18 protein-coding genes are annotated in these 19,270 nt (G+C 62.7%); 2 read left to right on the forward strand and 16 right to left on the reverse strand.

The genetic code is table 11. The features are described 5' to 3' along the window. Positions 1-103: 103 nt before the first annotated feature. The 5 genes from JP75_RS22885 to ftsZ all read right to left on the reverse strand — a co-directional run bounded on the left by JP75_RS22885 (position 104) and on the right by ftsZ (position 5,165). A complete protein-coding gene (locus JP75_RS22885; protein WP_035087233.1) occupies positions 104-781 on the reverse strand; it encodes a class I SAM-dependent methyltransferase in 678 nt (225 codons plus the stop codon). A 76-nt stretch (positions 782-857) separates the two neighbouring features. Then, on the reverse strand, positions 858-1,238 hold the full coding sequence (locus JP75_RS22890) for a hypothetical protein (protein ID WP_051961231.1): 381 nt from the start codon (positions 1,236-1,238) through the stop codon (positions 858-860). Between the two features lie 248 nt (positions 1,239-1,486). Then, on the reverse strand, positions 1,487-2,332 hold the full coding sequence (locus tag JP75_RS22895) for an outer membrane protein assembly factor BamD (protein ID WP_152565959.1): 846 nt from the start codon (positions 2,330-2,332) through the stop codon (positions 1,487-1,489). A gap of 88 nt (positions 2,333-2,420) precedes the next feature. Continuing rightward, the gene (gene lpxC / locus JP75_RS22900) at positions 2,421-3,377 is read right to left on the reverse strand and encodes a UDP-3-O-acyl-N-acetylglucosamine deacetylase (RefSeq protein WP_084587886.1); all 957 of its coding nucleotides are present in this window, start codon (positions 3,375-3,377) and stop codon (positions 2,421-2,423) included. Between the two features lie 111 nt (positions 3,378-3,488). Beyond that, complete coding sequence (ftsZ, locus tag JP75_RS22905) at positions 3,489-5,165, reverse strand: cell division protein FtsZ (protein ID WP_035087235.1); 1,677 nt, start codon at positions 5,163-5,165, stop codon at positions 3,489-3,491. Positions 5,166-5,405: 240 nt separating this feature from the next. Between ftsZ and JP75_RS22910 the strand changes: the two genes are divergently transcribed. Next, positions 5,406-5,867 carry a VOC family protein gene (locus JP75_RS22910; protein ID WP_035087236.1) on the forward strand — a complete coding sequence of 154 codons (462 nt, stop codon included), beginning with the start codon at positions 5,406-5,408 and terminating at the stop codon, positions 5,865-5,867. Between the two features lie 54 nt (positions 5,868-5,921). Further along, positions 5,922-6,719 (forward strand): nucleotidyltransferase domain-containing protein, encoded by a 798-nt coding sequence (locus JP75_RS22915; protein ID WP_035087237.1) that lies wholly within the window; start codon positions 5,922-5,924, stop codon positions 6,717-6,719. A gap of 203 nt (positions 6,720-6,922) precedes the next feature. Here the strand turns inward: JP75_RS22915 and JP75_RS22920 are convergent, their stop codons facing one another. The 11 genes from JP75_RS22920 to JP75_RS22970 all read right to left on the reverse strand — a co-directional run bounded on the left by JP75_RS22920 (position 6,923) and on the right by JP75_RS22970 (position 19,269). Then, the gene (locus JP75_RS22920) at positions 6,923-7,504 is read right to left on the reverse strand and encodes an NADPH-dependent FMN reductase (RefSeq protein ID WP_035087238.1); all 582 of its coding nucleotides are present in this window, start codon (positions 7,502-7,504) and stop codon (positions 6,923-6,925) included. A gap of 205 nt (positions 7,505-7,709) precedes the next feature. Next, positions 7,710-8,093 (reverse strand): winged helix-turn-helix transcriptional regulator, encoded by a 384-nt coding sequence (locus JP75_RS22925; protein ID WP_035087239.1) that lies wholly within the window; start codon positions 8,091-8,093, stop codon positions 7,710-7,712. 29 nt (positions 8,094-8,122) lie between these two features. After that, positions 8,123-9,436 (reverse strand): cell division protein FtsA, encoded by a 1,314-nt coding sequence (gene ftsA, locus JP75_RS22930; RefSeq protein WP_152565960.1) that lies wholly within the window; start codon positions 9,434-9,436, stop codon positions 8,123-8,125. Continuing rightward, a complete protein-coding gene (locus tag JP75_RS22935; RefSeq protein ID WP_035087240.1) occupies positions 9,433-10,314 on the reverse strand; it encodes a cell division protein FtsQ/DivIB in 882 nt (293 codons plus the stop codon). The genes ftsA and JP75_RS22935 overlap by 4 nt, the downstream gene beginning before the upstream one ends. Further along, positions 10,302-11,222, reverse strand: coding sequence for a D-alanine--D-alanine ligase (locus JP75_RS22940; RefSeq protein WP_035087241.1), 921 nt, complete (start codon positions 11,220-11,222; stop codon positions 10,302-10,304). The genes JP75_RS22935 and JP75_RS22940 overlap by 13 nt, the downstream gene beginning before the upstream one ends. After that, complete coding sequence (gene murC, locus JP75_RS22945) at positions 11,219-12,637, reverse strand: UDP-N-acetylmuramate--L-alanine ligase (RefSeq protein ID WP_035087242.1); 1,419 nt, start codon at positions 12,635-12,637, stop codon at positions 11,219-11,221. The genes JP75_RS22940 and murC overlap by 4 nt, the downstream gene beginning before the upstream one ends. Next, positions 12,634-13,749, reverse strand: a complete 1,116-nt coding sequence (murG, locus tag JP75_RS22950) for an undecaprenyldiphospho-muramoylpentapeptide beta-N-acetylglucosaminyltransferase (RefSeq protein WP_035087243.1) — start codon at positions 13,747-13,749, stop codon at positions 12,634-12,636. The genes murC and murG overlap by 4 nt, the downstream gene beginning before the upstream one ends. Further along, positions 13,746-14,909, reverse strand: a complete 1,164-nt coding sequence (locus JP75_RS22955; protein WP_035087383.1) for an FtsW/RodA/SpoVE family cell cycle protein — start codon at positions 14,907-14,909, stop codon at positions 13,746-13,748. The genes murG and JP75_RS22955 overlap by 4 nt, the downstream gene beginning before the upstream one ends. A gap of 242 nt (positions 14,910-15,151) precedes the next feature. Beyond that, a complete protein-coding gene (gene mraY / locus JP75_RS22960; protein WP_035087244.1) occupies positions 15,152-16,237 on the reverse strand; it encodes a phospho-N-acetylmuramoyl-pentapeptide-transferase in 1,086 nt (361 codons plus the stop codon). 27 nt (positions 16,238-16,264) lie between these two features. Then, positions 16,265-17,653 carry a UDP-N-acetylmuramoyl-tripeptide--D-alanyl-D-alanine ligase gene (locus JP75_RS22965; RefSeq protein WP_035087245.1) on the reverse strand — a complete coding sequence of 463 codons (1,389 nt, stop codon included), beginning with the start codon at positions 17,651-17,653 and terminating at the stop codon, positions 16,265-16,267. A gap of 173 nt (positions 17,654-17,826) precedes the next feature. Then, positions 17,827-19,269, reverse strand: coding sequence for a UDP-N-acetylmuramoyl-L-alanyl-D-glutamate--2,6-diaminopimelate ligase (locus JP75_RS22970; RefSeq protein ID WP_035087247.1), 1,443 nt, complete (start codon positions 19,267-19,269; stop codon positions 17,827-17,829). Position 19,270: the final 1 nt, after the last annotated feature.

Raw genomic sequence — 19,270 nt, forward strand, 5'->3', positions numbered from 1 at the left:
CCGCGGAAGCGGGAGCCTCTGTTGTTTGCGCTGACGTCCCAAACAGGGGTTCCCGCTTTCGCGGGAATGACACGGTGGGTGGGTTGGGTGCAGCGGAAGAACCTTAGCTTGCGTAGGACACCCAACCGCGAAAACTGAAGGCGGCGTAGAAGGGGGTGATGTTGGCAAAGCCCGCTTCGCGGAGCATGGCTTCTTCCTCTTCGGGCGCGAGAATGGTCAGGCGGGTGCCGATGGCTTCGCGGGCTTTTGCTGCGACGGCGGGATCGACGTCGTCGGCCTGGCCATAGGCGACGTGGCGGGCGATCCAGGCGGAGCGCTCGGGTTCGGTCTGCGGGAAGCTGATATGGGCGAGGATGAAGGGGGCGCCGGGCTTTAGACGGCGGCGGATTTGACGAAGCGTTTCAAGGCGCTGGTCGCGCGGGATGAAATGGAAGGTAAGAAGGCTGGTGGCGGCATCGAACTGGCCTTCGGGCGCGGCGTCGATATAACCTTCGGTGAGGTCGATGCGCGGGGCGTGCTCGGCCGTGATCTGGCGGGCGAGCTGCAGCATGTCGGCGGAGGGGTCGACGCCCGAAAAACGCCAGCCGGGGCGAAAATCGGCCATTGCCTTGAGTTCAAGGCCGCCGCCGGCGCCGAGAACGAGAATCTGGGCGTCGTTCGAGAGGATTTCGGCGAGGAGCAGGTTCATCATGCGATGGAGGCCGGCAAAGCCGGGCACCTGACGCGGCGGGCCTTCGGCATAGTGGCGGGCAGCTTGGGCGTCGAAGGGGGATGGGGGCATGGGTCTCTCCGTTTCCGGGGAGATGGGGCTTGGCTTCGCTGATGTCAAACCCTGACGAGGGGACGCTTACCGCCGATCAGAACGCGATAATTTTCGTGCGTCGCGAAATCCTCGATGCTCCACTCGACGGGGAAGCCGACAGTTCGGGAGAGGTGGACGCCCTACCCGCGCCCACGCAAACGGCCACGTGGGCGCCGAAGGCATCGGCGGTCTTGCTAAAGAGCAGAAGGTCGAGGGGCTCGAACGCCTCTACCGCGCGCGAATACTCGGCATCGGCCCAGAGCTCGCTCGACCGCAGAGGGGGAAAGGCAATGCCGAAGTGGGCCAGAAGCGCGTAGGCGAAAACCTGGCAATTGGCCCCGGTCGACAAGTCGGCCGGATGCGCGACGCCGGGATGGACCGCGGCGTTGTAGCGGACGGTGAGCAAATGCGCGGGAATCGTGATGCTTGGCGCCATGGGCGCGAGCTTAGGGCCCTGAGTGACCAAAGACCAAGCAAGGTTTGATCCGCTGCAAGGCGCCCAATAACCACCGAACGTCATCCTCGGGCCTGACCCGAGGACACTGCACTTGGCAATAGCGCAGCAAGTTTAGGGCCCTCGGGGCCAGCCCGAGGGTGACGACCTTGGTTGTTCGAGCGACCATCGGCGTCTGACCAAACAAAAAGGGCCCCGAAGGGCCCTTTCGAATTCAGATTACAAAAGACTCAGGTCCGGTGAGCAGCGAGCCAACTACCGGAGTTGAGCTGGGGGGCGAGGCCTTGCTTGCCGAGGAGCTCGAAGGCGCGCTTGTACCAGTCGCTGGACGGGTAGTTGTGACCCAGGACGGCTGCGGCGGACATGGCTTCGTTGGTGAGGCCAAGCAGCAGGTAGCCTTCGGTCAGGCGGTAAAGGGCTTCCTCGATATGCGTGGACGTCTGCCACTTTTCGACCACTTCGCGGAAGCGGTTGATGGCGGCGGTGTATTCGCCATTGCCCAGATAATAGCGGCCGACGGACATTTCCTTGCCGGCGAGCTGGTCATAGGCGACGAGGAGTTTTTCCTTGGCGTCCTTGGCGTACTCGGAATTCGGGTAGTTCGAAATCAGCAGGGTGTAGGTGTCGATGGCATCGCGCGAAAGCTGCTGGTCGCGGGTGATGTCCTTGATCTGACCGTAATAGGACGTGCCCTTGAGCCAGAGGACGTAGGGGACGTCCTTGCCATTGGGATAGAGCGCCATATAGCGGTCGGCGGCCAGGATCGCTTCGTTGAACTTGCCGATGCGATAATGGGCATAGACCTGCATCAGCTTGCTCTTCTCGGTCAGCGCATCGCGCGGATGCTGGCGATCGAGCTGTTCGAGCTTCTTGATGGCGGTCTGGTAATATTGGCGGTCCATATCGTCCAGCGCGCCCTGATAGAGCGCGGCAGCGGGAACGATCGGTTCTTCCTTGAGCTTGGGGGGCCCAAACAGGTTCATGCCGGCGCAAGCGGTGAGAACAGTGGCGAACAGACCCACGGCGGCAAATCGGAATGCCCAATTCGCCATCTGGCTTACAACTTTAACAGTCACGAAGTGCCCCGTTCTCAAACATCCACAAGCGATTGCGGCGTAATTAGCAATTGGATCAAAACTGTGGCGTGATGACCGGCAGAGCCGGTCAGCGCACGGACCGGAGATAGTGGCGAACGCCCAAACCCTCCGGATGGTCGTCGAAAGCCTCGACTTCCAGCGGCAGATCCTCGGCGTTGACTATCTCATAATTGGCTTCGCTCGAAAAGAGACCGGCCAGGACATGGGCATTGAGCGCATGCCCGCCCTTGTAGGAGCGGAAGCGGCCCCAGATGGGCAGGCCACCAAGCGAAAGATCGCCAATGGCGTCGAGCAGCTTGTGGCGCACGAATTCGTCTTCGTAGCGCAGGCCGTTCGGATTGAGCACGCGGTCTTCATCGACCGTGATGGAATTGTCGAGGCTGGAGCCCAGCGCATAGCCGGCCTGGCGCAGCGCCTTGGCGTCGCGGGCAAAGCCGAAGGTACGGGCGCGGGAGACGTCGTCGAGATAACGGCGCGGGGTCCAGTCGAAAATCATGCGCTGGCGGCCGATGACCTTGGAATCGAAGTCGATTTCGAGGTCGAGCGCACGGCCATTATAGGGCTCGAGGGCGGCGAAGGCGTCATTGTTGCGCACGGTGACGGCGCGAATGATCTTGAGGAACTTTCGCGGGGCCGGCTGGGATTCGAGGCCGACTTCCATGATGGCGGCTGCAAAGGGATGCGCGCTGCCATCGAGAATGGGGCATTCCGGGCCGTCGACGGTGATGAGCGCGTTGTCGACGCCCATGCCGGAGAGCGCGGAGGTGACATGCTCGACGGTCGCGACGCTGACGCTGTCGCCGAGATCGAGCGTGGTGCAAAGAGTCGTACGGCTGACGCGCGAGAAGTGCACGGAAACGGGCTGGGTAACACGCCCCTCGCCGAGATCGCGGCGAATGAGGAAGCCGCTATCGGCCGGAGCCGGGCTGATCGTGAGATTTACAGGCGCAGCAGAGTGCACGCCGTATCCGGAAAAGGTGACTTCGCCGGAAAGCGTGCGCTGGCGTGTGGACATTGTTTTCATACTTTACTTACTCCACCCCCAAGGGTCTCACGCTCGCGCAACTGTTAGCCAAAAAAAACTCGGCGCGGAAGCCGCGCCGAGTAACGTTTACAGAGTTCTCTTTAAGAGACTTTAACCGTGCTTGCGGAGGAAAGCCGGAATTTCGAGGCTGTCCTTCTGGGGCGCTGCAGGCTGGCTGCGACCCTGATTGTCGAGGTTGCCGCGGGCGCCTTCGACAGCAGGCGGAACGCGGGAAGTCCTTGCGCCGCCTGCCTCAATCGCGCTGCGGGCAGCAGCGTCATCGGCCATGCTGGAGGCCGGTTCGCGACGCGGTTCGGCCTGCGGTTGACCGAGGTTCAGACCCACATTGGAGGCCAGGCGCTTGAAGAGAGCGCGAGCATTGCGCGGCTCTTCGGCATGACGATCCTGTGCCTGCTGTGACTGGCGTGCAACAACCGGGAGCTCCTCGGTGCGCGGCATGCGGCGATAGCCATCGGGGCGGGCCGCATGAGACGGCACATAAACGCTCGGAATCGGCTTTTCTTCAATCATGGGAGCCTCTTCCGGCTCCGAGTGCATTTCAGCAGCGGGCGTGTAGGGCTCAACGACGATGCCGTCATCTTCCATATACTGCTGCTGGGGAGCGGCAGCGGGGCGTTCGGCGGCGAAAGCCTGGGCGACAGCCGATTCGACCTCGAAACCGATGTCTTCGATCAGTTCAGCGGTCGGCTCGGGGGCCGGAGCCGGTGCGGCAGCACGGGTGGTTTCGACCGGCACGTGGCGGCGAACGGCCAGCGGCGTGCGCGAAGCATGCGGCTTTGCCGGCTCGAGGGCCTGGACCATGGTGGCATCGGTGCCGGTGGCGACGACGGACACGCGGATGGTGCCGGTGAGGTCCGGATCGTAGGTGGCGCCGAGGATGATGTTGGCGTCGGAGTCGACTTCCTCGCGGATGCGGCTCGCCGCTTCGTCGACTTCGTAGAGGGTGAGGTCGGGACCGCCGGTGATGGAGATGAGGAGGCCACGGGCACCCTGCATCGACACATCGTCGAGGAGCGGATTGGCAATGGCGGCTTCGGCGGCGTGGCGGGCACGATCTTCGCCCGAGGCTTCGCCGGTACCCATCATCGCCTTGCCCATGCCGCGCATGACGGCGCGGACGTCGGCGAAGTCGAGGTTGATCAGGCCCTCTTTGACCATGAGGTCAGTGATACAGGCCACGCCGGAGAACAGCACCTGGTCGGCCATCGCGAAAGCGTCGGCGAAGGTGGTCTTCTCGTTGGCAACGCGGAAGAGGTTCTGGTTCGGGATGACGATGAGCGTATCGACATGGCGGTGCAGCTCGTCGATGCCGTCCTCGGCCAGACGCATGCGGCGATTGCCTTCGAAATTGAACGGCTTGGTGACCACGCCAACCGTCAAAATGCCCTGCTCGCGAGCGGCACGGGCAATAACCGGGGCAGAACCGGTACCGGTACCACCACCCATGCCGGCGGTGATGAAGACCATGTGCGAGCCGGAGAGATGGTCGTTGATCTCATCCCAGCTTTCTTCGGCAGCCGCGCGACCCACTTCGGGGTGCGAACCTGCGCCGAGACCTTCGGTGACGCCGACACCGAGTTGAATGATGCGCTGGGCCTTGGAAAGGGCCAAGGCCTGGGCGTCCGTATTGGCCACCACGAAATCGACGCCGCTGAGACCGGACTCGATCATGTTGTTGACGGCGTTACCCCCGGCGCCGCCGGCACCGAAGACAGTAATGCGGGGCTTGAGTTCCTGGATATCGGGGATCGTGAGATTGATGGTCATTTATGGCTTGGCCCCATAGGTGGCGTGGTTAGGTAAAGATTTACCCGCCAATTCGTTAACCAGAGCCTAACAATTGTCCCAACCGCGTTAACTTCTGCGCAAATTGCGAGACAGCATGGTTACCCATTCATGTCCCATTAACCGCGCGAGCGCCCGCAAACCCGCTTGACAGCCGGGGATTTATTCCATAACCAAATAAGAATATAGCCTTTTGGTTATTCATTAAGAGAGGAGATCGTGATGACCAAGCTGACCCCCTGCCTGTGGTTCGATGACCGCATCGACGAGGCAATCAAGTTCTATACGACCACTTTCAAGGATTCGAAGGTGATCGAGCTGGTGCGTAATTCCCCTGATTCTGCCGCCTTCACGGCGGTGATCGAGCTCGCCGGCCAGCAGATATTCCTGCTCAACGGCGGCCCGCGATTCCCCTTCACCGAGGCGGTCAGCATAATGATCGAGTGTGACGGCCAGGCGGAGGTCGACTATTACTGGAACAATTTCGTCGACAATGGCGGCGAAGAGAGCATGTGCGGCTGGTGCAAGGACAAGTTCGGCTTTTCCTGGCAGGTGGTGCCAAAGCAGTTCCGCGACACCGTATTCGGGCCGGACAAGGCGGGCGCAGGCCGCGCCATGCAGGCCATGATGGGGATGAAGAAGCTGATCCTGGCGGACCTCGAAAAGGCCTATGCCGGGAGCTAAGGCGGAACTGGTCAATGGGCCGGAGCGTGGCTAGGCTCCTCTCCGGAGGACAGCATGCACCAGCAAGACATTATCGCCGCGGCAAAAACGGCGTTTAGAGATGACGAGGCCGTACGCGGCCTCTTTCTTTCCGGCAGTTTTGGGCGCGGCACCGCTGACGAATGGAGTGATGTCGATCTGCTGGCTGTGGTCGACAAAGGCGAGCAACGCGGTGTTGCGGACCGCTGGCGGACGGCTCTGAACGCGCTGGCACCGGTGGTCTACTGGAATGAGCTGGAGCGCGGCGGGTTTCTGATCAATGCCGTGACCGACGACTGGCTGCGCTGCGATCTCAACATGGTCGAACCGGGCCATATCGGGCAGCGGGCACAGAACACCATTTCCCCGCTTATCGATCGGGACGGCATTTATGACGCGCTGCCGGCCGCCCTGCCCCTCAAAACGCCGAATCCGCATGCCCTGCGCTACCAGATCAATGAATTCATCCGCATTCTTGGGCTGATGCCGGTCGTCGTGGGTCGTGGCGAACATTTGACGGGTGTCATGGGCAATGGGCTGTTGCGCGGCCTGCTCACCGACCTCTTCATGCTGGATGTCAGCAATCCCGATCCGGGCGGCATTTTGCATATGTCAAAGCTGCTGTCGGCCGAACAGATTGGAATCATGAGCGGGTTGCCCTTTCCCAGCGCCACGAAAGATGAAGTGATCGAGGCCCAACTGGCAGTGGCGCGGGTCTTCATGCCGCGCGCAAGGGCCATGGCCGAGCGATTGAATGTGGAATGGCCGGAGGCGTTCGAAGCGGCGACGCGCAGGGTATTGGAAGGGAAGCTTGGGGTGAAGGCGGATTGGTGAGGCCTCGCGACAAGGGCCTGCCCTGATGCATTCGTCTCACCCACAGGGCTGCCCTCGGGCTCGACCCGAGGGCCACTCGCCCAAGCGAAATGCTTGTGGCTCCCGTATTGGCCCTCGGGTCAGGCCCGAGGGCAGCGCCGTGTTCATGGAAGTATCAAGGCAATCAGACGTGGGCGGCGTAAATACCCGAGCGGTTGCCGTCTTTACGTCGCCCGAGCGGTTTTCAACGCACCGGCCCACCAGACCAATTGATCGAGCATCGTCGTTGCCGCGTCGGCGAGGTAGGGGAAATCGACAAAATCCTTTTCGGCCTTCATCAGCGGCAAAAGCTCGTTGGCGTTGATATGGACCGTGTGTTTGAGCGTGGCGACCTGCAACTCGGCAAGGATCAGGCGCAACTGCTCAACTGCCCGGGCGGCACCCACGCCGCCATAGCCGAGAAAGGCCGCCGGCTTGCGGTTGTATTCGGGATAGGCGTAGTCGAGCGCGTTCTTGAGCACGGCCGGGATCGAGTGATTGTATTCGGCGGTGACGAAGACGTAGCCATCGAGCTCGGCCATCTTGGCCGCCCAAGCCTGCGCGGCGGGGTTGGACGACGGGGCGCCATAGAGCGGGGACACGGCTTCGTCGAAGAAGGGCATGGGATAGTCGCGCAGATCAACGATTTCGACGTCGATATCGCTGCGGGCTTCGGCAAGCGCCTTCAGCCATTGGGTTGGCTTGTCGGCAAAGCGCGCGGCGCGCGTGGTGCTGATGACGATGCCGATGCGGGGTCTATTGGACATTCTCAATTCCTGACTGGTGTTTGAACCATAGCGGAAATGGTCCCTGCCCCAAGCGCTTCTCAAGAACGGTGATTTTTGTAAGAGACGAACAAATCTGTTCGCTACAGCATGTCTCCCGAAAGTGGGTACCGGTTTCGGGACAAAGACATGCGTGAAAACAAAGAGCTAAAGCGCAGAGCGCGAATCTGAAAGATCGCGACGCGCTTTAGCGATCGGACGCGTCGAATTCGCGGCGCGACTCTTCGATGTCGGCCATGTGCTCGGTGGCCCAGATATGCAGCGCAATGAGCGGTTCCTGCAGGCTACGGCCGCGAGCGGAGAGTTCATAATCGACCCTTGGCGGCACACTGGGCGTGACATGGCGTTCGATGAGGCCATCGCGCTCCAATGTGCGCAGGGTGAGCGTCAGCATGCGCTCGGAAATACCGGAAATAGCATCGGCCAATTCGGAAAAGCGCCTGGGCCCGGCATTGAGCTGGCCGATGACGGCAATGGCCCACTTGCCGCCGAACTGGGTGAGAATTTCGGCCGTAGGCCGGCAATGCTCGGGCAGATGGGCGGTGGCGTTCTTGTAGATGTGCTTGCTCATGGTCGCAATTTAGGTGCGGCCGAGGCCAATTAAAAGCTGTGGCGCAGCCAATTGCCGACGCGGGCGATATAGCCGTCGGTGCCGGTGAGGCGGCGGGAGTTGCGCGGCTCGGTATATTCCTGGGCGCAAACCTGCGGATAGACCAGCATGCCGGCGACCGTCGAGAAGGCAGCGCTCTTGGCGATTTCCGGCAGGCCGGCAATGCCCATGGGGCGGCCGTTGCGGACGTTGCGGGCCAGCGTGCGGCGAGCAACTTCGGGGAGGCCCGTGAGTTCGCTGCCCCCGCCCGTCAGCACGAAGCGGCGGCCGCAGATATCCATCATGCCGGTCGCTTGCATGCGATCGCGAATGGCGGTGAGGATTTCCTCGATGCGCGGGCGCATGATGCGGGTGAGGACCGAACGAGCCACCTGCCCCGGCGCTTCGTCGAGCGCGGCACCGACGGGCTGGATCGGGATCATGTCGCGCTCGTCGGCCTGGCCGGGCAGCACGGAACCGTAGAGGGTTTTGAGGCGCTCGGCATCGGCGACGCTCACCGAAAGCTGGCGGGCAATGTCGAGGGTCAGGTGATGGCCGCCGATGGCGATGGCATCGGCATAGACGAGGTGGCCATCGTTGAAGACGGAAACCGTGGTGGTGGCCCCGCCGAAGTCGAGGCAGGCAACGCCGAGCTGGGCTTCATCATCGACGAGGCTGGCGAGGCCTGACGCATAGGGCGTCGCGACAAGCGCTTCGATCTGGAGGTGGCAGCGGTGCAGCACCAGTTCGAGATTGCGCATGGCGAGGGTTTCGGCCGAGATCACCGCGACATCGACGCCGAGCTTTTCACCGACCATGCCCTTGGGATCGCGAATGCCTTTCTGGCCATCCAAGGCGTAACCGATCGGTAGCGCATGGACGATGGAGCGTTCGGGGCGCACGGAGCGCGAATTGACGGCTTTCAGCACGCGGACGATGTCGGTCTTTTCGACTTCCTGGCCATCGAGCGAAACGGCGGCGGAGAAGGTTTCGGAGCCCAGGCGGCCGGCAGTGACATTGACCAGCACGGATTCAAGCGTCAAGCCGGCTGCACGCTCGGCCATGCCGACGACATTGCGGATCGCCTGTTCGGCCTTTTCGATATCGGTAACGACGCCGCTCTTGACGCCCGAGGACGGCCCGTAACCAAAGCCGATCACTTCAGCCTGGTGGGAGCGACCACGAAGGGACCTGCCCTCGGCGCGCGGCACGAGGCGGGCGATGACGCAACAGATCTTGGTCGAGCCGATATCGAGCACCGCGACAAGGGTGGCCTTGCCGAGTTGAACGGGCCGCAACCGAGATGTCATCGCATCGGTCATCATGATTTTTTGGGGTCTTCGCGTTTGGTCGGCCGAACGGCGACGACGCTATCGACACGCAGGTCGATGACGTCGAGGTCGCGCTGGAGCAGTTGATATTCGGATTGGTAGGCGGCGAGTTTTACGAGCGCCTGGGCGACGCCCTGCTCGGGAAGCTGGATGCGGAGGCCCGTGTCGTAGATCATGTCCCAGCGCCGGTCGGCGATGCGCGACAGGGCAACGAGGCCCTCCTGCAATTGCGGGACATGGCTGAGGGCGCGGATCATGACGAGGGCATCGTCGGCGGCGCCATCGCCGATGACGAGCGGCAGATCGGAATAGGCGCCGCCATCTTCGCCGATCTGGGCGCCTGATGAATCGATCACGAAGGTGATGCCATCGACGCGCCAGCGGGCGACGGGCACCTTCTCGGTGACGGAAACGGTGACATCGGCAGGATAGGTCTTGCGGACGGTGACGGTATCGATGGCGGGGAGTTCGGCGATGCGCTCGCGAGCCCCTTCGACATCGAAGGCCAGGGTGGACGTATCGGGTTGAATGCCGAGGGCGTCAAAGATCGCCTGCTCGGAAGTCAGCGTCTGGCCGGAAATGTTGATTTCGCCGACAGAGAGGCCGGCATCGGCGAAGCCGCCCTGCGCCAGGGTCGAGAGCGCGCCAATGCCGGCGCCGATGGGTTCATGGGCGGCATAGACCGCGGTGGCGCCAGCAAGCAGGCCCGCGATCATGAAACTGCGGCGAATGGCGGCGCCGTGAAGAACGAAGGCGCGATTGAAACGGTTATTGACGCGCTGCAGGGGGGAGCGGCGTGCGGGGACAGGTAGTGTGCGGGGATCGACGGGACGGGCCCCGGCGAAAAATGCCTCGCTCTTTACCTGTTGCAACTCGCATCCTCCACCAGCCAGGCGCATAGCTCCGAATAGGAGTGCCCCGCGTACGCAGCTTGTTCGGGCGCCAGGGACACCTCGGTCATACCCGGCTGGGTGTTGATCTCGAGGAGTACCAGTTCACCATCCTCGCCTGCCGCGTCGTTGTAGCGGAAATCGCACCGCGTCAGTCCGCGACAGTTGAGGGCCGCATGGGCGGCTAAACTGAATTGTTGCACTTTGTCGTAAATTTTCGGTTTCAACTGAGCCGGCAAGACGTGGACGGCGCCGCCATCGCTGTACTTGGCTTCGTAGTTGAAAAAGGTGCGGTCGGTGATGATTTCGGTAACGCCCAGAGCGACATCGCCCATGACCGCGCAGGTCAGTTCGCGACCGGGAATGAAACGCTCGACCATCATCTCTTCGCCTGAGGTCCAATCCTCGCGGAGAAGCTCCTGCGGCGGATGGCTGGTTTCGGCCTTGACGATGAAGACACCGAAACTGGAGCCATCGGCGATGGGTTTTATTACGTAGGGCGGCGCCATGACGTGAGCGCGAGCCGCTTCGGCGCGCGAGACGATGACGTGATCGGTGACGGGAATACCGGCGGCCTTGAAGAGAATCTTGGCCTGGTGCTTGTTCATGGCGAGGGCCGAGGCCAGGACGCCTGAATGGGTATAGGGAATTTCGAGCAGTTCGAGCACGCCCTGGATGTAGCCACCTTCGCCGAAGGGGCCGTGGAGGGCGTTGAAGGCAACGTCGGGCTTCAGCGCCGTGAGCACCTGGACGATGTCGCGACCGACATCGACCTCGGTCACCTGATAGCCAGCCTCGCGCAGGGCCGCGGCGCAGCCGGCGCCGGTGCGGAGGGAAACGGGGCGCTCATTGTTCCAGCCCCCCATGAGAACGGCGACGTGCTTGCTCATTTCGCTTCCTCGCCCATCAGTGCACCAAGTTCGCCCGGCAGGGCGGCGGCCCATTGGGTGATGTTGCCAGCGCCGAGGCAAACGACATAGTCGCCGTCTTCAACGCGCGAGGCGACGAGTGCGGCGAGGTCTTCGGGCTTGTTCAACACGCGGGCATCGCGATGGCCGCGGGCGCGGATGCGGTTGACCAGCTCCTCGTGGGTCACGCCCGGCAGCGGCTGTTCGCCGGCAGCGTAGATTGGCGCGACGATGACGGTGTCGGCATCGTTGAAGCAGGCGGCGAAGTCGTCGAAGAGATCGTGGACGCGGCTGAAGCGGTGCGGCTGGACCACGGCGACGACATCGCGGCGGGCCGACTGGCGCGCGGCCTTGAGCACGGCGGCGATTTCGACCGGGTGGTGACCATAGTCGTCGATGACGGTGACGCCGCCGACTTCGCCGGTCTTGGTGAAGCGACGCTTCACACCGGTAAAACCCTTGAGTCCCCTACGGATGGCTTCGGCGGGAACGTGGAGCTGATCGGCGACGGCAATGGCGGCCGTGGCGTTGAGAGCGTTGTGGATGCCCGGCATGGGCAGTTCCAAGCCGTCGATGCGGAGCTGCGTCTGGCGGATGCGGTCGCGGATTTCGACGGAAAAATGCTGGACGCCGTCGCGGTTCTCGATATCGAGCAGGCGCACATCGGCCTGCGGATTGCGGCCATAGGTGATGACGCGGCGATCACGGATTTCGCCAACCAGCGACTGCACCTCGGGGTGATCGAGGCACATCACGGCAAAGCCGTAGAAGGGCACGTTTTCGACGAACTGGTGGAAGGCCTTTTTCACGCCTTCGAAGTCGCCGTAGTGATCGAGGTGCTCGGGATCGATATTGGTGACGATAGCGACGTCGGCGGGCAGCTTGATGAAAGTGCCGTCGGATTCGTCGGCTTCAACCACCATCCATTCCCCTGCCCCGAGGCGCGCATTGGTGCCATAGGCGTTGATGATGCCGCCATTGATGACGGTGGGATCGAGATTGCCGGCATCGAGGAGCGTCGCGACGAGGGTGGTCGTCGTGGTCTTGCCGTGCGTGCCGCCGATGGCGATGGCGGTCTTGAAGCGCATGATCTCGGCGAGCATTTCGGCGCGACGCACGATGGGCAGAGCGCGGGCGCGGGCTTCGACCAGTTCGGGATTATCGCGCTTGATGGCGGAAGACACGACGACGACTTCGGCTTTGCCGAGATTGTCACCGCTCTGGCCGATTTCGACCTTGATGCCCATGTCGCGCAGGCGCTGGACATTGGGATTGAGCGAGGCGTCGGAGCCCTGGACCGTATAGCCCTGGTTGTGCAGGATTTCGGCAATGCCGCTCATGCCGATGCCGCCGATGCCGATAAAGTGGACCGGGCCGATATTGCGGGGCATTTTCATGAGGCGGATTCCAATGTGCTTGTGCCCTGGCCGGCCAGGCTTTCAGCGAGGTCGGCGAGCTTTTCAACGGCGCGGGGCTGACCGAGGGCCTGAGCAGCCTTGCCAGCCTTGCTAAGGCTAGTCGGGTCGGTAAACAGTGCTTCGAGGCGAGTGGCAAGCGATTGCGGCGAAAGCGCGGCTTGTTCCATCACCCAGCCGCCGCCGCCCGCTTCAACCACAAGAGCATTGTTCTTCTGGTCAGCATCGAGCGCGCCAGGCAGCGGAATGAGGATCGAGGGGCGGCCAATGACGGTCAATTCGGCGATGGTCGAGGCGCCGGAGCGGCCAATGACGAGGTGGCTTTGCGCGATGCGCTCGGGCAGATCGGTGAAAAAGGGCGCGAGTTCGACGCTGGTGCGCGACTGGCGATAGGTTTTCGTCACACGGTCGAGGTCTTCGCTGCGCACCTGCTGGACGATGCGGAGGCGCGAACGCAGGGCATCGGGCAAGAGCGTAATGGCTTCGGGCACGACGTCCGAAATGGCGCGGGCACCCTGGCTGCCGCCGAAGACGACGAGATTGATCGGGCTGGTCGCGGACAGTTCGGGAAACGGGCTCGCCGCAATGGCGCGCACGCGATCGCGGACCGGATTGCCGGTAAGAACCTTTTCGAGGCCCTGATCGTCGGCGAAACGAGTCTTGGCAAAGCTCAGGGCCAAAACGTCGGCAAAGCGGCTGAGGGCGCGATTGGCGCGACCCATGACGGCGTTCTGCTCGTGGAGGATGCCCGGGATACTGAGGAGGCTTGCTGCGATGAAGGGCGGAAAGGTTGGATAACCGCCAAAGCCGATCACAGCGTCAGGGCGCAGCGCGCGCAAAATGCCGAAGGACTTTGCGACGCCCTTGGCAATCGTAAAACTCGCGCCGGCAAACTTGAAGGGATTGGTGAGGCTCGGCGTGGCCGACGGCACCATGTGGATGCGGCGGGCCGGGAAATCCTGGCCATAGCCTTCGACGCGATGGTCGGTCATCAGCTCGACGGCATGGCCACGCCGGATCAGTTCCTGCGCGAGCGCCATGGCGGGGAAGAGATGGCCGCCGGTACCGCCGGCCATAAGGACAAAAGTCTTCATTCGGCGGGTGCAACCACGGCGCTGCGATAGGATGGAATGCCGGTAGTCATGCGCTCCTCGGGCTTTGTTCTTGTCATGGCCAGCATCAACCCCATGCCGAAGGCGACCGCAAGCATGGACGTGCCACCATAGGACACGAATGGCAGCGTCATGCCCTTGGGGGGAATCAGGTTGAGATTCACCGCGAGGTTGATGCCCGACTGCATGGCAAACTGGATGGCGATTGTGGAGGCGGCAAGGCGAGCAAACAGGCTCTGCTGGCGCTGCGCACCCATCATGGCGCGAAGCACGATGAAGGCGATGAGGCCAACGAGGGCCATGCAGAAGAGAATGCCGTATTCACCGGCAGCGGCGGAGAAGACATAGTCGGCGTGGGCGTCGGGGATGAGCTTTTTGGCCAGCGACTCGCCGGGACCGCGGCCGAACCACCCGCCTTCGGCGAGAGACTGCAGGGCGCGGTCGATCTGGTAGGTGTTGCCGCCGCCTTCGGGGTTGAGGAAGGTATCGATACGGCGGGCGAAGTGCGGGAAAAAGGCATAGGCGCCGACGAGGAGGCCGCCGGCAGCGCCGGCGAGGCCGAAGATGATCCACCAGGAAATGCCCGAGAGGAACAGCAGTACGGCCCAGGTGGCGAGGATCAGCGCAGTCTGACCGATGTCGGGCTGCAGCAAGAGGCCAGCGACGATGACCAGCATGAGCGCGGTGGCGATGAGGCGACCGGGCACGTTGCGGTGGATCATATATTCGGAAAAGAGCCAGGCGCCGATGACGGCGAAGGCGGGTTTTACGAATTCCGAGGGCTGCACGGACTGGCCGGCAAAGGACATCCAGCGGCGGGCGCCCTTCACTTCGGTGCCGAAACGGAGCGTGGCCCAGAGGAGGATGGTCATGACGATCAGCGTGCCGAGGGCCGCGAAACGCGCTTGGCGGTGGCTGAGGAGCGAAGTGGCCAGCATGACCGGCACCGCAAGGGCGCAGAACATGGCGTGGCGGATAACAAAATGCCATTCGTTGAGGCCGATGCGTTCGGCGACTGGAGGGCTGGCGGCAAGACTGAGGACCATGCCGCAGATGAGGAGCAGGATCAGGCCCGAAAGCAATTCGCGGTCAATCGACCACCACCATTCGGCGAGGGGCGTTTTTTCGGCGCGGGAGAACATCATGTGGCTGGGCCGGCTACTCGGTACAAACTGCAGACAATTGTACCGAGTGGTGGTTACCGATTTGGTAAGGGATTTCGCGTTTTGCGAGTCAGGCGCTGGAAAGCCTGTGTGAGTTTGGGGCGAAGAATTGCCCCAATTGTCGTCACCACCGGGCTTGTCCCGGTGGTCCATGCGGAGGCGAGATGGATTGCCGGGACAAGCCCGGCAATGACGACTGAGGAAGTGGCGAGGATCGCTTGTTAACGCAGCTTGAGGCTCGAAAGACCGATCAGCGCCAGGACGAAGGAGATGATCCAGAACCGAATAACGACCTGGCTTTCGGTCCAGCCGAGGTGTTCGAAATGGTGGTGTATCGGCGCCATTCGGAAGACGCGTTTGCCGGTCAAACGGAACGAGGTCACCTGCACGATCACCGAGACGGTTTCGAGCACGAAGAGGCCGCCGATGATGCCGAGGACGATTTCGTGCTTGGTGGCGACGGCGATGGTGCCGAGGGCGCCGCCGAGGGCCAGCGAGCCCGTATCGCCCATGAAAATCTGGGCCGGCGGGGCGTTGAACCAGAGGAAGCCGAGGCCGGCGCCGATCAGCGCGCCGCAGACGACGGCGAGTTCGGCCGTGCCGGGGACGGCGTTGAGCAGCAGGTAATCGGCATAGTTTTGGCTGCCGACGAGATAGGCGATGAAGCCGAAGCAACCGGCCGCGACCATGACCGGTACGATCGCAAGACCATCGAGACCGTCGGTGAGGTTGACCGAGTTTCCGGCCGCAACCACGACGAAGCCGCCGAAGAGAATGTAGAAATAGCCGAGATTGACCGCCAGGTCCTTCACGAAGGGGAAGAGCAGCGAGGTGCCGTAGGAACCGGCGGCGAGCTGGGAAATGGCGAAGGCGGCGATACAGCCGATGATGGCTTCGAGAAGCAGACGCTGCTTCGAGCCAAAACCCTTGTGGCTCATACGCTTGACCTTGAGATAGTCGTCGTAAAAGCCGATGGCGCCAAAACCGATGGTGACGAAGAGCACCACCCAGACATAGCCATTGGAAAGGTTCGACCACAGCAGGGTCGAAATGACGGCGCCCGAAAGGATCATGAGCCCGCCCATGGTGGGCGTGCCCTTCTTGGTGAGGAGATGCGTCTGCGGGCCATCTTCGCGGATCGGCTGGCCCCTGCCCTGCTTGAGACGCAGCAGCGCGATCATGCCCGGACCGAACATGAAGACGAAGAACAGGGCTGTGATCATCGCCCCCGCGGTGCGGAAGGTGATGTAGCGGAAGACGTTGAACGCGGCGAGGGAGTCACCCAACTGGCCGAGAAAATAGAGCATGCTCTCTAAAAATCCTGATTGGGCGGTTTAGCGCTGTTCAAACTTGTCTTTGATGGCGGCGACAAGGCGAGAAAGCCCCACGCCGTTGGACCCTTTGACCATAACTGCATCCCCATAGGCAAGCGCGGCAAGCAGTTCGGGCATGGCTTGTTCAACACTTGTGAAATGCCGGGAAAACAGGGTTTTGGGCAGCGCTTCGGCAAGCCGCGCCATATTGGCGCCCACGAGATAGACCTGGTCGGCGCCGCTGCTGCGCACCGTGTCGGCAAGGCCGGCATGGAGCGCGGGACCGGCTTCGCCCAGTTCGAGCATGTCGCCAAGGACCACGACCTTCTTGCCATCGGGCGCGGAAACCGAGCCGAAGACATCGAGGGCGGCTGTCATCGAGGCGGTATTGGCATTGTAGCTTTCGTCGATGAGCAGCAGCGGTTTGTCTTTTGATCCCAGATGGATACGCTGACCGCGGCCGGGCTGCGGACCGAAGCCGGCGAGCGCGCGGAGGGCGATTTCCGGCGCAACGCCGACAAGGCTGGCGACGGCCAAGGCAGCAGTGGCATTGCTCAGCATGTGGCGGCCGGCGACGCCGATGGTGAGGGCATGGCTGACATCGCCGTTGAGGACGGTCGCGAAGCTGCGGTCACCGGCAGTTTCGGCATCAAGGATCTGCCAGTCGGTGCCGCGGGCAAAGCCGAAGGTGACGACATTTATTCCTGCCGTCCGAGCCAATTCGAGGAGAAGGTCGATCTGCGGGTGATCGGCATTGATGACGGCGGTACCGCCGGGTTCGATTCCCTCGAAAATCTCCGCCTTGGCGCGAGCGATGGCTTCAATACTGCCGAGCTTTTCGAGATGGGCGGGGGCGATGGTGGTGATGATGCCGATATGGGGGCGGACCAATTGGCTGAGGGGCCGGATTTCATTGGGCGCGTTCATGCCCATTTCGAAGACGCCGAACTGCGCCGTCTCGGGCATGCGGGCGAGCATCAGCGGCACGCCCCAGTGATTGTTGAAACTCTTGATGGAAGCGTGGGTTTCGCCTGATGCTTCGAAGACGATGCGGAGGGCTTCCTTGGTGGTGGTCTTGCCGACGCTGCCGGTGACGCCGACGATCAGCGCACGGCTGCGGGCACGGGCGGCACGGGCGAGGTCGACGAGGCCTTCGAGTGCGTCGGGGACGGTGATGCGCCCTGCCCCGGTGCCGCGACTGACAAGCGCTGCGGCGGCGCCATTGGCGAGGGCTGTTTCGACGAAATCGTGGCCATCGAAGCGATCGCCCTTGATGGCGACGAAGAGCGCATCGGGGCCGATTTCGCGGGAATCGATGGAGATGGAGCGGATGGCGTCGGCCTTGATGCCGTCGGCGCGGCCGCCGGTGGCGGTAAGGACGGCATCTAGGGTGTAGAGAGGTTGGGTCATGCTTCGGCTCTCACGCTGGCACCGTGTCGAACTCGATATGACACCTCCCCCTTGACGGGGGAGGATGGGAGGGGGTGCCCACCACCCTATCGTTCAGGGGGCGCCATACCCCCTCCCCGACCCTCCCCGCAAGGGGGAGGGTGAAGAAGGATAGAGCGCGCCCGGACTTCCCGTTAGCCCTTGATCGCCTCGGCCACGACTTCGTGGTCCGAAAAATGGTGCTTGGTGGTGCCGATGATCTGGTAGGTCTCGTGGCCCTTGCCGGCGATGAGCAGGACGTCGCCCTTTTGCAGGGACTTGATCGCCGTTTCGATGGCTTTCTTGCGATCGGCAACTTCCTTGGCCCCTTTTGCCTCGGCCAGGATCTGGGCGCGAATGGCGGCGGCGTCTTCGGTGCGCGGATTGTCGTCCGTCACGATGACGTCATCGGCAAGTTCGCTGGCAATTGCGCCCATTTGCGGGCGCTTGCCCTTGTCGCGATCGCCGCCGCAGCCGAAGACGAGGCGGAGCTTGCCCTTGACATAGGGGCGCAGCGTATTGAGCGCCGTGCGCAGGGCTTCGGGCTTGTGCGAATAGTCGATGAAGATCGCGGCGCCCTTGTACTCGCCGACGAGTTCGAGGCGCCCGACGGCGCCGACGAGGTGGGGCAGCGCGGCAAAGGCATCATTCTTGTCGACACCGGAGGACATCGCGAGGGCCGCGGCGATCAGGGCGTTCGACACCTGGAACTCGCCCGGGATTTTCAGGTGGAAATCCACCAACTCGCCGATGTGACGAATCTGTACGCGCTGGCCGTAGCCTTCGGTGGTGATCGAAATGATTTCGATATAGGCGCCCTCCTTGCCCACGGTGAGCAGGGTCGCATTGGCCGATAGCGCGGCGAACATGAAGGGTTCGTATTCGGGATCGTCGACATTGACGATGGCAGCGCCGCCATCGACGAGGAGATCGGAGAAGAGCCGCAGCTTGGCATTGCGGTACTCGTCCATATCGGCGTGATAGTCGAGATGGTCGCGGCTGAGATTGGTGAAGGCGACCGCTTCGAAGTGGATGCCGTCAAGGCGGCGCTGATCGAGGCCGTGGCTGGAGGCTTCGACAGCGACGTGGTCGACGCCCTGGGCGCGGAGAGCGCGGAGGGCCTGGTGCAGGGTGCGCGAATCCGGGGTGGTCAGCGCGCCTTCGATGGTGCGGGTGGCGGTCTGCACGCCGAGCGTACCGACGCTGGCGCCGGGCACGCCGGCATGATCCCAGATCTGACGCACGAAGGAGGCAACGGAGGTCTTGCCATTGGTGCCGGTGACGGCGACCGAGATTTCCGGCTGCGGTTCGAAGACGCGCGAAGCAGCGCGGGCATAGGAGGCGCGAACGTCCTTGACGACGATAACCGGCACGCCGGGATCGCCAACGGGGTGTATGTCGGTGACGATTGCCAATGCACCCCGATGCACGGCATCGGCGATGAATTCATTGCCGTGGACCTTCTGCCCCGGCAGAGCGAAGAAGATATCTCCCGGCTCGATGCGACGGCTGTCCGAGTTGAGGCCAAAGACCGTGCCCAACCCCTTCTTGGGGCGGGCGCCAGAACCTTCGAGCAGTTGCGAGACGCTAAGAGACACG

This window comes from Devosia riboflavina, assembly GCF_000743575.1.
GTDB lineage: Bacteria > Pseudomonadota > Alphaproteobacteria > Rhizobiales > Devosiaceae > Devosia > Devosia riboflavina.

Excerpts from the sequence above, each read along its gene's own strand:
- JP75_RS22885 (WP_035087233.1), bottom strand. The coding sequence starts at position 781 with ATGCCCCCATCCCCCTTCGACGCCCAAGCTGCCCGCCACTATGCCGAA.
- JP75_RS22890 (WP_051961231.1), bottom strand. The coding sequence starts at position 1,238 with ATGGCGCCAAGCATCACGATTCCCGCGCATTTGCTCACCGTCCGCTAC.
- lpxC (WP_084587886.1), bottom strand. The coding sequence starts at position 3,377 with ATGAAAACAATGTCCACACGCCAGCGCACGCTTTCCGGCGAAGTCACC.
- ftsZ (WP_035087235.1), bottom strand. The coding sequence starts at position 5,165 with ATGACCATCAATCTCACGATCCCCGATATCCAGGAACTCAAGCCCCGC.
- JP75_RS22910 (WP_035087236.1), top strand. The coding sequence starts at position 5,406 with ATGACCAAGCTGACCCCCTGCCTGTGGTTCGATGACCGCATCGACGAG.
- JP75_RS22915 (WP_035087237.1), top strand. The coding sequence starts at position 5,922 with ATGCACCAGCAAGACATTATCGCCGCGGCAAAAACGGCGTTTAGAGAT.
- JP75_RS22920 (WP_035087238.1), bottom strand. The coding sequence starts at position 7,504 with ATGTCCAATAGACCCCGCATCGGCATCGTCATCAGCACCACGCGCGCC.
- JP75_RS22925 (WP_035087239.1), bottom strand. The coding sequence starts at position 8,093 with ATGAGCAAGCACATCTACAAGAACGCCACCGCCCATCTGCCCGAGCAT.
- ftsA (WP_152565960.1), bottom strand. The coding sequence starts at position 9,436 with ATGATGACCGATGCGATGACATCTCGGTTGCGGCCCGTTCAACTCGGC.
- JP75_RS22940 (WP_035087241.1), bottom strand. The coding sequence starts at position 11,222 with ATGAGCAAGCACGTCGCCGTTCTCATGGGGGGCTGGAACAATGAGCGC.
- murC (WP_035087242.1), bottom strand. The coding sequence starts at position 12,637 with ATGAAAATGCCCCGCAATATCGGCCCGGTCCACTTTATCGGCATCGGC.
- murG (WP_035087243.1), bottom strand. The coding sequence starts at position 13,749 with ATGAAGACTTTTGTCCTTATGGCCGGCGGTACCGGCGGCCATCTCTTC.
- JP75_RS22955 (WP_035087383.1), bottom strand. The coding sequence starts at position 14,909 with ATGTTCTCCCGCGCCGAAAAAACGCCCCTCGCCGAATGGTGGTGGTCG.
- mraY (WP_035087244.1), bottom strand. The coding sequence starts at position 16,237 with ATGCTCTATTTTCTCGGCCAGTTGGGTGACTCCCTCGCCGCGTTCAAC.
- JP75_RS22965 (WP_035087245.1), bottom strand. The coding sequence starts at position 17,653 with ATGACCCAACCTCTCTACACCCTAGATGCCGTCCTTACCGCCACCGGC.